The 13,776-nt window shown below is 58.2% G+C and carries 10 protein-coding genes; 5 read left to right on the forward strand and 5 right to left on the reverse strand.

The features are described 5' to 3' along the window. Window positions 1-59: 59 nt before the first annotated feature. From CQ12_RS01820 to CQ12_RS41640, 3 genes are all read right to left on the reverse strand, one after another. Complete coding sequence (locus CQ12_RS01820) at window positions 60-1,016, reverse strand: encapsulin (RefSeq protein ID WP_057833661.1); 957 nt, start codon at window positions 1,014-1,016, stop codon at window positions 60-62. Between the two features lie 129 nt (window positions 1,017-1,145). Continuing rightward, window positions 1,146-1,586, reverse strand: coding sequence for a DUF3237 domain-containing protein (locus CQ12_RS44805; protein WP_198164044.1), 441 nt, complete (start codon window positions 1,584-1,586; stop codon window positions 1,146-1,148). Window positions 1,587-2,730: 1,144 nt separating this feature from the next. Further along, on the reverse strand, window positions 2,731-5,949 hold the full coding sequence (locus tag CQ12_RS41640) for a DUF3237 family protein (protein ID WP_157087938.1): 3,219 nt from the start codon (window positions 5,947-5,949) through the stop codon (window positions 2,731-2,733). A gap of 1,374 nt (window positions 5,950-7,323) precedes the next feature. Here CQ12_RS41640 and CQ12_RS01840 point away from each other — a divergent pair. Next, window positions 7,324-8,499, forward strand: a complete 1,176-nt coding sequence (locus tag CQ12_RS01840) for a PGN_0703 family putative restriction endonuclease (RefSeq protein ID WP_157087939.1) — start codon at window positions 7,324-7,326, stop codon at window positions 8,497-8,499. After that, window positions 8,489-8,830, forward strand: a complete 342-nt coding sequence (locus tag CQ12_RS01845) for a DUF2958 domain-containing protein (RefSeq protein ID WP_057833665.1) — start codon at window positions 8,489-8,491, stop codon at window positions 8,828-8,830. The genes CQ12_RS01840 and CQ12_RS01845 overlap by 11 nt, the downstream gene beginning before the upstream one ends. A 371-nt stretch (window positions 8,831-9,201) precedes the next feature. Here CQ12_RS01845 and CQ12_RS01850 read toward each other — a convergent pair whose 3' ends face one another. Next, window positions 9,202-9,999 (reverse strand): C-terminal helicase domain-containing protein, encoded by a 798-nt coding sequence (locus tag CQ12_RS01850; protein WP_057833666.1) that lies wholly within the window; start codon window positions 9,997-9,999, stop codon window positions 9,202-9,204. A 262-nt stretch (window positions 10,000-10,261) separates the two neighbouring features. Here CQ12_RS01850 and CQ12_RS01855 point away from each other — a divergent pair, with 262 nt between their 5' ends. The 3 genes from CQ12_RS01855 (at window position 10,262) to CQ12_RS01865 (ending at window position 12,978) form a co-directional block, all read left to right on the forward strand. Next, the gene (locus tag CQ12_RS01855; protein ID WP_057833667.1) at window positions 10,262-10,582 is read left to right on the forward strand and encodes a hypothetical protein; all 321 of its coding nucleotides are present in this window, start codon (window positions 10,262-10,264) and stop codon (window positions 10,580-10,582) included. A gap of 300 nt (window positions 10,583-10,882) precedes the next feature. Then, complete coding sequence (locus tag CQ12_RS01860; RefSeq protein ID WP_198164045.1) at window positions 10,883-11,527, forward strand: PP2C family protein-serine/threonine phosphatase; 645 nt, start codon at window positions 10,883-10,885, stop codon at window positions 11,525-11,527. Between the two features lie 281 nt (window positions 11,528-11,808). Further along, window positions 11,809-12,978 carry a tyrosine-type recombinase/integrase gene (locus CQ12_RS01865; protein ID WP_057833669.1) on the forward strand — a complete coding sequence of 390 codons (1,170 nt, stop codon included), beginning with the start codon at window positions 11,809-11,811 and terminating at the stop codon, window positions 12,976-12,978. On the opposite strand, the gene CQ12_RS43255 is transcribed toward CQ12_RS01865, so the two are convergent. Further along, the gene (locus tag CQ12_RS43255) at window positions 12,973-13,677 is read right to left on the reverse strand and encodes a hypothetical protein (protein WP_157087941.1); all 705 of its coding nucleotides are present in this window, start codon (window positions 13,675-13,677) and stop codon (window positions 12,973-12,975) included. The genes CQ12_RS01865 and CQ12_RS43255 overlap by 6 nt on opposite strands. Between the last annotated feature and the right edge of the window lie 99 nt (window positions 13,678-13,776).

The raw sequence follows: 13,776 nt of genomic DNA on the forward strand, positions 1-13,776 counted from the left end.
CATTTGTCCGTACACGCCGCGATCACCGGAGATGTCAAAGCTACAGTTGCCCCGAAGTCTCATGGCACCCCCCACATGAGCAGCCGCATGATTGCTTCGGGTTCCTTGATGCGAAGCGCCATCTTCTCGCACACACGGAAGACGAAAAGCGGGTCGGCTGTGACCTGCAGGAACTGGACGCATACGTCTGTGGCGATGACTAGCTCGACTGGCTCGCCGCCAAGTGCCACAACCACGCCGGCCGCAATGCCGGGAAGGACGTTGTTAAGCGTGGACGAGCGGAGCAGCGGACCGCCGCCCAGGAACGGGAGGATGCGATCTTGCGGCAATACAAGAGCCGGCGTTGGAGTCTGAGCGACAAGAAACAGCTCCTGGTCAAGCACCACCGCGAACGGTCCGAATTGGCCCTGCGCTTCCAGGCGGCCAATGGCCTCGGATATCATTTCCACCAGCCGCGCGTCTCTGTTTGGGGCCGGCAGCCATGGCCTAGTAACCCACTGCGCGGGTCCCCAAAGTCCATTGCTTACCTCCCCGCCGGTGATTTCCCAGACCGTTAGCGGGGCCGGTGGGCCGACCGCTATAGGGGGGGCAAAGCTACCCGGGATGAATGGGTTTGGCACCAATCCCCTGAAGACGACGGCGTCCTCAAGACGAGCCAGTACGTTGGCAGCGCGCCGGAATAAGGCTAGCACGCTGGTCATCTCCGGATCGGCCATCTGCGCACCGCGCACGGGCACTCTTACCTGTAACGTCGCCAACTGGATGACATGCCTGTCCTGGATACCTAATCTTATCGGCAGCGGAAAAGGTGGCGGAAAAGGTGGCGGAAAAGGTGCCGGAACAGCCTGGTACTGGATATCTTCCCGCCTCACGAAGTCGGTATCCCCGGGCAGCGGTCCAAGCAATGGAAGGAACGTCGCCGCGATCCGTGCGCGGTTAGCTTCCTCTTGAACGACTTTGTTGACTCGAGCCCACTGCTCGTCGGTCCACGGCACTTGCGGGTTATCGGTTGTCATCTCAGAGGCCCCCCTAGTTCGATACATCGGGAATGAGATGCCGTTTGTGCTTGCGCACGAACGAATGCCAATATCTTGAGCTTAAAGCACCGTTGGTGCGCCTCCACAAGTGCGGCTCCGGACGAGTCCTCACTCTACATGTTTTGCCGCCCCCACTGTTACGACGTATATGTCGTACGAGGCGCGAAACGTCTTCATGTCCACCCTGCCCACGCCAATACACTGGGCGCGGTTGAGCCAAGCTAGCTCTTTGTCATCGGTCGCGTAGGTCGGCGCAAGAACGAACGGCGGCAGTATACCGAAGTCGCCGCTGATTGCACGTGCGTAGCCGGCCGCACCCAGGTCAAGGATGCCGTCATACAAGCAGTCGATCCGCGCACCAGACCGCGTCTGCAGACACTCCGTCACGTTGACTATTGCAACACCGTCCTTCCGGATGCGCAGCCAGCTGGTCCCACCGGGCCGGACGACCCCCTCGAAGCGCGGCCCAACGAAGCGTCCTTCCGTGACGTGCAAGTTGATCCGCAGTCCATCCGGCATAACGCCTATCACCTCCTTACGGACGGCCACCGTGCCGGCCCAGAGGAACGTGGTATCCCAGTCCCAGCGGGGCTCGCCTGCAGATAGAGCAGCGGCCGGTGCCGCTCCGCAACCCACTTGATACCGGGGACATTCGGCGGACTCCCGAAGGCGCGGAGAGATCGGCTGGCCGGCAAAGCGAAGCACCGGCAGAAACTCCACCGTTCCGCCGGATTGGCCCGGCAGGAGCGCCCGAAATACCCGCCCGTTCGCACCGTGGACGCGCGGCGCGGATTGCCCGATTGCCTGGCGGACCGGGCCTCCGTTCACCCGGTACTCCACCGTGACAGCGTGACCCGGCCGCACTGGAGAGAGCGCTACCGTGACCGATGCTGGGGTTCCGGGAGAAATCAGCGCGGGGGGCACGGGCGTATCCGCCTCACCCCATCGCAGCTCCGAGCCGTCCCGTGCGCGCTGCATCGAAGGCATGCATGCTGCCGTAGCTGGAGCTTCATCCGTTTGCAGCGTCAGGGAAGGCGCCGGAAGAAACGGGTCACGCGCCGGAGCCGGTGAGGGTTTTGCCGCAGCTTCCGCGAAAACGCACGGCCGCTTATTGACGAATTCGCACGACGGGGAGTTCACCGGATGCTCCGAGGCGTGAGATCGAGACCCCGGCGCGCCCGCCATGCTTCGTCTTCCTCGGCGAGGATTTCGAGTGCGCGCGCGATGAGATCGCCGGGATCGGTCATTAGGAGGGGCGCCTGGCGCACCGAGGAGTCTCCCAAGCGCGCAGCGCTTTGGGGTGCTGATTGAAGCGCGTCAAAGGGTTCGGAAAGAAGGCCGCGCTTTTGGACCGCCCCGGTTTGGACGCCAGCCGCACCGGCAAAACCCGGTAAACGCGACAGTAGCGGCGCCCCCGGGGAAGGGAGCCCCGAGTCCCCGACCGCGCTTTTCGATCCATAGCATTTGCCTGGCATTTGCTCGACCGACTTCGCATTCTGCTGCTATCTGAAGCCTACACTAAACTGCGTGTACAAAACAGGGGCACCATGCAAGCTGCTGCCGACCGGGACCTGGGGGATCTCCCTCTCGGCCCGCCTGTGCGGCATCAACACGGGACCGGCGCGTTACCGCGCCATGCCAGCGCCGGCCCCGCTTACGACGGCGAAAAACCGCTTGCCAGCGGCGCGATGCCCTATCGCAAAGGGAATCTGTTGAACCCGATATCGTCTTGGATCACTGCGTCCAGTCCGACTGGTACGCGAGCAGGATTCGCCAGATCAAGCTTCCGAAACACGATCTTGTCGCGCCAGACCTTTCGCAAAAAATCCTCAAATACGAGAATTGTCAGTCGTTCACCTGCACATCGTCGGTATCCAAAGCCGAACGGAGCAAAACCGGCATAGTCACAAACCGGGTAGCTTCGTTCGTCCGCAACGACAAATAAGGTGCCGAAGCCGCTATTTTTAATACGGGCGTTTCGTCCGTCCTTGACCTTGAAACTGGTGATGTCAAACGGGCACCGTGCCAGGCCGATTTGCCGACATTTGTCATCGTTGATCTGCGCGCTGGTCGGGACGCGGAGATACCGTTGCGGATCGAACGTATTTGGATCCGTCCAGTGAATCGAATCCAGGCTGGTGCTGGTATGCGGCGTGGATACATAGCTGTCCCGTTCAAACGGTAGGCCGACCTTTTGCTGCAGAGCTCCCCCGTGGACGCTTGATCTCGCATCATGGATTGTGGAGACGCTGCCACCGTTCGGTGAAATCACGCGGAACAATTCCATTACGAATAGCTCAAGTGGCGAGAAAGGTGCGCCCCCGGCAGTGTCGAAATTTCCGCTCATTGTCTTCTGAAATGACGCTCGCACGGCCTGATCGCCGCCGTCTTCCGACAAGAGCGACATGACCCGGAAAATCGCATTGCCCCATTGGCTCAGCGCGACGAAATCGTGGAGGCACTCAACGACCATGTCCTTCTTGCTGAAATGACCGCTGTCCTGGGCATTCTTCAGCCAATGCCAGGCCATAGTTCTCTCGGGATTTTTGGTTTTTCCCGATTGGATATCGCTGATGCGTTCACCGATCCATGATTTGAGAAAATCCTGAAGCTCACGAACCTTCATGTAGTTGTGGTAGGTAATTGGCAGCAAGGGATCCCGATACGCAAAGACCGTATTGAACGCCTCTCCGATTTCACGAACCTCACGGGGAATATCGCTGCCAACAAGTCCGAGGTGAAGGTCCCAATAGAGGTCGAAATAGTGGTCGAGGTAATGCCGCATAAATGGCCTGTCAGCGAATTTCTGATCCAAGAGCTTGTCAAAAAAAGCTGTAACTTTGGCGCGGTACATCGGCTTATAGAGATCGGGCGTCACCGCCGAAAAATAGATTCGCTTGCGAAGATTGTTCTCGCCCCGCTTTTCGAGACCTTGCAGAAAAACCATCACGCCCTCCTCAGGCGTCGGTTTCCAGTCACGATAGATCAGGCCAAAAACATCATGAGGTAGCGCATTCTCCTTACTGAAATTAGGGTCAATCATTGGCAACAGCGGCCGCTCCCCTTCGTAAATGTTCGTCAGGAAGAAAGGTATGACGACTTTCTCGACGTAGTTCGGATCGAAATTGGCAGGAATCGCGGTGCGAAAACGTTCAATCGCGGTGATGATCTGCTCCGGTATCGGTGACTGTGCTGCCGCGCTGGACGCCTCTTGTGCTCGCTCCCCCACTCGCACCCCGTATATGTCAAACTCAGCGCGGAGTGCGGTCATGTCCACCCTGCCCACGCCGATGCACTGGACCCGGTTGAGCCATTCGAGCCTTGGATCCGCAGTCTCATACGTCGGTGTGACCACGGCGGGGATTTGCCGATCATACTCGTCGCGCAGCGCCCGAGCGTAGCCGTCGGGACCAAAATCGGCGACCCCGCTGTAAGCGCCGTACACGCGAACACGTTCCCGCGTCTCGAAACACGCCCGGACGTTGACGATCGCAATCCCATCCGGGCGGATATGCATCCAGTCCGCCGCGCCGGGTAACACGACTGCATCGTGACCCGGCCCAACGAAGGTCCCTTCCGTGATGTGCCAATTGACCCGGAGGCCGTCGGACATTGGGCCGACCAAATCTTTGCGGAGCGCCACCTTCAATGATCCGAGGAAGCTCGTATTCCAAGGCAAGCGGGATGGAGGAGAGGCGGCTTCTCCAGATGCCCTCGAACGAGGGCGCGAGCCGGCGTTCGCCGTTCCCGCGCACGCGGCCGAACTGTCGCGGGCGTAACGCTGCGTCTGATCCGAAAGGCCGGTGATCACCCCGCGCACCTTAGGGAAAAAGCCCAGCACTTTGGGCGTGAAGCCCCATGCGAGAAGGGTCCGACCTTCTTCCGAGCTCCGGTCGAAGAGCAAAGACCCTGGCATCACCGGCTGCAGCAGAGGGGCGACATCGCTTCGCCACTGCCAGCAAACGACCGCCCCCTGTCCGATGCGCGCGACCGCCGGGTAGACGCATTCGGTACCGCGCGGAAGCGCCTGCAGCGTGATGCCGGCTGTTTTGGCCGCCTGTGCTACCACGGACCCGTATGCCGTCGGATCCGTGGCAAGCTCCAGGTCTCCCTGGACGACGCCACGTCTGTGCTGGTCTTTGATCGACAAGTGCAGCCGGCGCCCGTTGCACGCCATGTCGATGATCCCGGGCCGTTTGTCGGTACCCATGCGCTCGCGGCCAACGTCGATCGCAACCTGGGTTGTATCGAGCAATCGGAACATGTACATCCGCGCTTCGTTCTCGTATACCGCTGTTGCGGGATCGAACGATCCATCAAGCATCACAAGCACGCTCGATGCGCCGTTGGAGGCCGCCCTCAGGGACGCCTGGCTTTCGGGAGCGTTGTCCGCCACGGCAGCAACCACTATGAACATGGCGGCATACGGCCGGATCGAGGTGTCGGTGAACTTGTTCGACCAGAGCTGTGCGATAGCCGCTTGCCTGCCGTCCGCGTACTTCAACGTCATCGGCCTGTAGCCGCTGCCGGCCAATGCGGCATTCACCAGAGGGACATTGGAGCACTCGCCGTAGAGGTGCACCATTTGACCGTTATAGTACTGAAGCTCATTCAGCACGACTGCGCCGCTGGTGGTTGTATAGGTCTTGCCCGTGATGATGTACTTGTCGAAGAGTGGTTCGTACCGCTGATTATCGACATCGGACGGTGGCGGCACGAACGCGTCCAAAGTCAACTTGCTCTTCGCTTCTCGGGACAGTTGCTGCTCGAAGGTGTGAACGACTTCTTGAACGTCTTCTTTGCTATGAGGGATCTGCAAGAGTCGAATGGCATCCGAATTTCCGAGCTCGCCGGCTGCGGCGAGCCTGGAGGCCTCGCGGATCATTCCGCTGCTACGAATCGTTGTGCCCACGCTGGTCGCCCTCGAATAGAATCAACCGCGCTAGGAGCCGCGCCGACTGTGTCCGTTCGAACCATTATTCCTGAGCGCGAAGGTCGGAATGTATAATATCCTGCTGATCCTTGCGAATGCCACACTGATCAACCTCCTGGAAGCGATCCAATTGAGGTATGTGTTGAGCATCAAGCACAACTAAGAATGGCAAGGCAGCGCCACGGTGTCAATCGGCGTGCGAGCCAAACACGAAGCCGGCCTCGATCCGCGACCACCTTGAGAATTGGTTTCGCGCGGATTCCGGAAGAATATTCGAAGACTCACGGGCGACGAGTGTAGCGGTGCGGTACTCGTAAAACTTCTGCAACACCTTCGCCACATAAACCCGTCCTCGACGTCGATGAAGTTGCGCAGAACGTTGGCTTTGGATGTGACGCGGCCATCATACTTTTCAGCCGCCTCATGGTAGCTGGCACATCATGTCAGTTTATCGGTGCAATAAGACCGACCAGGAGATGCGCGAAATCAAAGTCAACATGGCTGGCATCACCTCCGGTATGCGGACAGACACGCAAGCGGGAACGCCCCTCTCTCGACGACGCCCACCTCGGTGACCATCGAACAGCTTGCACTGAAGACCGCGGTCTTGATCGATGGTGACTTCATTACGTTCTACAACGCCGCATTCATCGACCGACTGACGTCTTCAGCCACGAAGCCATAGTAGGGAGCTTTGTCTCCCCTACGCCTAAGGCAAAGTCGCGGACATCCCCCCAGCTATAGACCGGCCAGGAACCATCAGCGCCGTCCTCGACGGTGAAATGGAAATCCTTCAGGTGCTTCGCTTCCAGCATCCTCAACATGTCCGAAAACTGCCCGCCCTCGCGTGACCTCAAGCGAGAGGTGCAACGACGGAAGGTGTTCGGCTTTGAATAGAAGACCAGCGTCCGGAAACTCTCTCTTCATTGGGGTCGGCGTCGTAATCATGACGATGCCGGGCCAGGTGAAGCGCGCCTCAGCAGAGCACCCTCACACCACGACAGATTCTATGGTAACTCGCAAGCATCACCATCCTAACTTGCAACTGCCGCGGTTTCGAGGAAGGGCTCGCGGCTGATCTGAGAGCATTGGCTAGCCTTAGAGCCGAAACAGCTCTTTTCTGTCCGTGCAGGCCAAATGACACTCTATATCCAATAACCTCCTGTAACCTTCCCTACCTACCCATATCCCACATTTGCCCTTACCTCTTGCTATGCGGCCGTCTCGGTCTCTTGTCCGAACCTGGGCTGCCGCTGAACCGAGCCTGCGAGCCGGAAAGTCGGCCCAACCGAGCCGGTAAACATCCGCACCCGTCATCTGAATCTTGCGCGTCATCATCACCGCGAGATTTTCATGCAAACGACACCCAGTGCCTCCGCCAGCGCCGCATACCTTCCGCGCGTCCCCCTCGTTCCTGAAGACGTCGCCCGCCGCAACAATGTATTCTTCGAAATCGACACGCGCTTCCGCCGCGCCGCTCGCCTTCTTCAATGTCTGTGGTTGAAAGATCGAGGCATCCCCACCGGCCATCATGTTCGCGGTTACGGCGGCGACTCTGTAACCATGGAGCTTCATTCAACCCTCAGCCCCGACGCAGCCCGGGTCGGGCTCAATTTTCTTTCCCGAGAAATTCATACCTTCGTTCGTCGCGAGTTGCTGATGCGAGAGGAAGGCGCCGCCATCGACGAAGATCGCCTGCTTGGCAGCGCGCTTAGCTCCATGCCGCTGACCTTCAATATGTTCGGCCCCATGGCCCTCGACCTCAACCTCGCCACCGCCGTCCTGCGCCAGCTCCTGCCGGACTTCGTCCATCAGGTAACGGGTTTCATGTTCGAGCACTCACCCGGCCGCCGCCAGGAGCGCTTTCTGAACGACGGCACCGCCTTCGACCTCGCCATCCGCGTCATCACTCCGGATGGGGAAGAAGCCACGATTTTCGTTGAAGTGAAGTACTCCGAAGACATGGCCGGGCCCGCTGCCAGGCTCCGGGATCGCTACGATGAAGTTTCACGCGCCGTCGGCCTTTTCGTCGACCCGGACAGTCCGATGCTCCGCTCATTGGCGCTGGAGCAGCTTTGGCGTGAACATATGCTAGCCCAGTTGACCGTCGACCAAGGCCTCACCGCACGGGCCATGTTCATCACGATCGGCCCTCGCCTCAATCGCCGTGTCATGGCCGCCTTTCGTGTTTACGAAAATGAACTGATTGATGTCGACGACCAAGACCCCGACCGCGTCTCATTCCGGGCCTTTACGCTGGAACGCTTCATCGATGCCCTTGCGGAAGCCGGCGCCGATGGTCTCGCCCGTGACCTGTGGGGCCGCTATGCCGACTTCGAACGCGTCTACCACCTCGCTTTGGGCGAATATCTCGACGAGCCCTCAAACTACGCCCTCACGGCGCCGCTTGCTCCGCCTTCGTCCACAAGAGCAAAAGCGTCGCTCAAAGCGGCCAAAATCGCAATGACGGCAAAGCGAGCGACGAAAAGCAGAGAGCAGACGGTCAAGGGAGTATCCAGTGAAGGATGACGCCCTCCTGACAGTCGGTGACCGCGTCGAACTTCTCGTGAATGCCCTTCATCCTGACGCCGATCACCCACGGGTGGTGAAGCTGTTCATGCCCGATGGCGCAGCGACCTGGCATCTTACCGAATGCGACCCGGACGATCCGGATCGCCTCTTCGGCCTATGCGACCTGGGCCTCGGCTTTCCCGAGCTTGGTTATGTCAGCCTCGCTGAAATCACTGAGTTGCGAGGCAAGCTAGGCTTGCCGGTCGAGCGCGACGAACACTTCGTCGCGGATCGACTGCTATCGGCATATGCCGCAACGGCCAGAGCAGCGGGCCGTATAACCGCTTGACGTGGTCGGCAATGAGGGCACCCGATTTGCTGATCCTGTCGAAGATGCAAGCGCCAAAGAAACTGCCCACCCGAATCGTGCGCATCCTATTGATCTTTCTAGCAGTAAAGTTGGCCCGGAAGGGCTGCGCTTCCAAAGTGTGGTTATTGCGCTTTCGGAAAGCTGTGATGCTTGGAGCTCGACCGCAACAAAGCGGATCTTTCGAGGTAAGGTGAAAGGAAATTCAGCAGAGCGTAGAAGCAAGTATCCACCAAACCCTGCGGAAAACACCGTCACACCAAGAACCGACCGACGCCTATTGCAATTGGGCCGCATAACATGGCTCGTCGGCTCAGGGCTCGATCATCCGCCTGTAACGCCCTTGGCGCCGTTCAGTAGTCGTCGCGAGCGGCGTGATGTATCGGCTGAAGATGCGCCAAAAGGTTGGCACGCACCTCCCGAACGTGTTTGCAATTGCCCCGAAACTCAAAACCCTTGCAACTGCAATCCAGATGCCCGGCCCTTCCGAACGTCACGCGATAGAGCTCGTTCGGGTTGCGTGAACTTACGAATTCCCACGAACCGGACCGTTCGATCTCGGACTCCCTGGTGCGCCGTGCTGGAAGCGACTCGGCCAGTGCTTTGACGGTTGCTACCGACGGCCCGCCACTGCGCGCAAGGCGGACCTCCTCCATCAGGGCCGGCGCCAGCGCGCGCAAGCCGTTTTGCAAGTCGTCCAGAATGGATGCGTCTGGCAGTTCGTCACCTTCGACGGCCGTAATCAGCTCCATTTTCTGGGCTAGAAGTTCGGCGATGTACCTGTCGAGTGAATTGGCTGCCTGAAAATACTCCACCGTTACGCTCCTTGTCTGGGCGAGACGATAGCAGCGATCCTCGGCCTGGGTGTGATTGGCGGGCACCCAGTCCAGGTCTTGGAACAGAACGTGATTGGCAGCCGTCAGCGTAATACCCACCCCGCCGGCAATGATGTTGCACAGGGCGACCTTCACGTCCGGATCGTCCTGGAAGCGATCGACCGCCTCCTGTCGCGCCGCAACGCTATCGCTACCTGTGATCGTAACCGCGGCATCGGCCCAGACCTTCCTATGGCGTTCAATTCCGGCGCTGTAGCACGTGAAGACGACGACCTTTTCGCCTGCAGCCACGATGTCACGAATGCGTTCTGCCACGGCATCGTGCTTGGCGGCGTGAAGCTGCGTTCTTACACGTGAGCTGCCCGAGAAATTTCTTGTCGTTCGGCTGGTTCGGATCGGTTCGGTCGTACCAGGACACGAACGATTCGATCGCCTTGAGGACCGAGGGCCTTGACGACACATCGACCGGGATCCAGCTTCGCAGCTTTGGCGCGACCGAGGCTACATCATCCTAGCCCCTGAGAACGCTCCCGCCGAAATCACGCTATTTTTTCCAGATTGCGGCGCCGCTAACCTGATGCCGGTCTATCTGTGCAACAAGACTGACCAAGCCATGCGCGACATCGAAATCGGTACAGTAGGCCTCACGATCAAGCTGTCGATGAGCACACCAGACGCCACCGGCAAGACGCCACTTGCAACGACGCGTACCTCGCTGGCGATCGAACAGCTCGCACCAAATACCGCAGTCCTGATCGATCGCTATGATCCCATGTTGGATGCAGACTTCATCACGTCGTACGACGTCGCATTCATCGACAGGAAGGCACAAAGACAGCGCCGACGTTGCATGATCGGCCCGGGCGGACCGAGCGTGCCGTTTTATCGTGTATGCTGATCGACGCCTGCGACAAGAGCTCACGATAGCGAGGATGGCTAACAAATTTGGGCTAACCCCCGTACATTTATCGTTTGTTCCGACGCACACTATCGGAGTTGATGCGAGACGGAGGAACTGAACTATTTGGACAGTCGGTCCAATTGTCTTTGATCATCAGAGCAGCAAGCGCCATTCAAATGACGGGCTGGACCATAGCTGCATTCACCCATCGCGGTCGGGTGCGCGCAGAAAATGAGGACTCTATTGCGGCCGATGCTCGAATCCTGACCGGTGACATGAATACACCGGCAAGTGATGATGGCATCGGAAGGCAGCTGCCTCCTGATGATCGCGGACGGCATGGGTGGGCACGCGCAAGGCGCGATGGCCAGTCCAGCTGTTCTCGATTATCTCGTTGCAGCTATTGATCGGCTTTCAGATCCAGCCTCCTGCGCCGGAGTCATCGAGGAAGCCAATCAACAGCTGTTTGAGCTCCTGCATGAGCGCGAAGAAGCACTCGGTATGGGCACCACCCTGGTGGGAGCCGTTCTGACAGCCGAACGGCTAATCACATTCAATGTTGGTGACAGCCGCTGCTACTTGTTCAGCGCAGGCCAACTGGTACAGCTCAGCTACGACGATGTGCCCGAAGGCCGGAACAACACCTTCTATCCTCGCCGCTCCCATGTCCTCAGTCAGGCGCTCGGCGGCACTTCGCTTCCCGTCGCGATCGAACCCCACATCTCCGTCGACCCGCCACTTGCATCTGGAGAGACCTTGCTGCTTTGCACCGATGGCCTCACCGACATGGTTCCAAATCAGGCGATTAGGCATATCTTAGGGACGGCCACGGATCCACTTCAGGTCGCCCGCAGGCTCGCCGCCAAGGCCTTCAGTTCGGGCGCCAGAGACAACATTTCCCTAATCGTGACTCGCCATTCGGACACACCCTGCCCCTCGTAAAGGCAGGAGCTAACTCACTCGGAGATAAGAGCGCACTAGCTTCGTCTCAACAGGAGTATGGGCCAGGATATGGGCCACCGAACAGCCAAGTTCAGGAAGCACGGAAAAATCAGGACTTTTCGGCCTGTATGGCGGAGAGGGAGGCCTTTTACTTTAAGTCCGAGCAGAGCCTAGAAAGTCCAGTTAGGCTAATAGCCTCAGGCTGTTAACAACTTTCGTCGTCCGACCAAGTCCGACCAAATCCCGCGAAATCCAAAAATTTTTGTGGTATGGAATGTGGCATGAAGCCGGTCGGACGTCACCCCCAAAAAGCTTTAACTTCTGTTCGAGTGAACAGCTTAGCCGCCCCAGGCCGGTATGGCGACGGCAATGGCTTGTATCTCGTTGTCGATCCGTCCGGTGCTAAGCGCTGGGTGCTTCGGACGGTGGTGCAAGGTAAGCGCCGCGACATCGGTCTCGGTGGGCTGCGTTTGGTGTCTCTAGCTGAGGCTCGAGTCAAGGCACTTGAATATCGTCGGCTTGCAAGGGACGGCGGCAACCCGGTCGAAGCGAAACGTCGCGCCAAAGTCGTTCCGACGTTTGCTGATGCTGCGCGCTCCACCCTTGAACAGCACCGTGGGGGCTGGAAAAATGAAAAGCACGCTTCAGCGTGGATCAACACCCTCACGACATACGTCTTCCCGATCATGGGCGAGAAGCGCGTTGACCAAATCGAAACGGCTGACGTCCTTCGCGCCTTATCCCCGATTTGGCTCTCCAAGCCAGAAACCGCCCGACGCATTCGTCGGCGCATAGCCATCGTTCTCGACTGGTCGAAAGCGTCCGGGTTTCGAACCGGTGACAATCCAGTTGACAGTGTCAACAAGGGTCTTCCGCGTCAGTCCGAAAAGCGCGGTCATTTCGCAGCGATGCCGTATTCTGAAGTGCCTGGGTTCGTCAAGAAGCTCCCCGAGGTGCCGACAAGTCAGTTTGCGCGTCTGGGTTTCGAATTTTTGATCCTTACGGCCGCAAGGACCAACGAGGTTTTAAGAGCCGATTGGACGGAGATTGACCTCGACAAAGCAATCTGGACGATCCCAGCCGCACGGATGAAGGTCGGTCGAGAGCACCGAGTTCCTCTGGCTAAGCGTTCCTTGGGCCTGCTGGAGACAGCTCGCGAGATTGGCGGCGATTCCGGGTTGATTTTTCCGGGCCGCCAGGTCGACGAGCCTATGTCCAATATGATTTTTTTGATGTTACTACGCCGACTGGGAGCAACCTTTACAGCTCACGGCTTCCGATCCGCGTTTCGTGACTGGGCTTCCGAATGCACAAACTTTCCGCGAGAAGTTTGTGAAATGGCGCTCGCGCATTCAATAAAGGACAAGACAGAGGCCGCTTATCGCCGCGGAGATCTCTTCGAAAAGCGTCGGCAACTAATGGAAGACTGGAACAATTTTCTATCCTCATAGTCCTTTACGATTCGCTACTCTTCGCCTCGCGTTGTTATAGTCATCCTTGCACTTATCGCTGCAATACTTTGCGCCCGACTTTCTGCTGAACAAATTGTCGCAAGCGTCACATGCGAAAGTGTTTACCCCACGACTGATGCTGTCAAGCAATTGTAGTTTTAGCGCGTCAAGCAAGCACTTGGGTCGAAGGCTCATCCGAACGCCATCCACCGGATCTGCCTCGATATCCATCGCGCAAAGAGGCGATTTCACTCCCAATTCCTGAATCAGCGCTTGCAGCTGGGGCGACTTTTTTGCGTGATATCGCAAAATGTGAGCGCACCAAGCAGCTTCCTTCAAACATCGATCGATTTGATCTCCGGGCACATAAACAAACTCGGCCAATTTTCTTCCATTCATCAGCAAAACGCTGCTGGTGAAATGGGGCTTAGCCGACGAGCGCGTGAGCCCCTCGTCTGTCAACGGTCCGTAATGCCCCACAAATTCAAATAAAGCTTGCTCGCTTTTGACGTTAGCAAAGACCCGATAGAGATCGGGATATCTCTTGAGTGGATAATACTCGTCGCCGGATTCGGCAGTTGTAATTATCCGACGCCCAAATTCCCAACGCTTACCGTCGTCACCTGTAAACCCGCATGGCTCGACAATTTCATAGTGGGAATGCCGAGTCCAAACAAACTCCAAAAGCCGATTAAACACGGATCACACGCTCCTAACACGGTTTGCCGTGTAGTTCCCCTGGGCATCAAGCGAACGAGTATGCGTCTCCATGCTTTCGAGCATGACACCGCAATTTCT

It is taken from the genome of Bradyrhizobium jicamae (assembly GCF_001440395.1).
Lineage (GTDB): Bacteria > Pseudomonadota > Alphaproteobacteria > Rhizobiales > Xanthobacteraceae > Bradyrhizobium > Bradyrhizobium jicamae.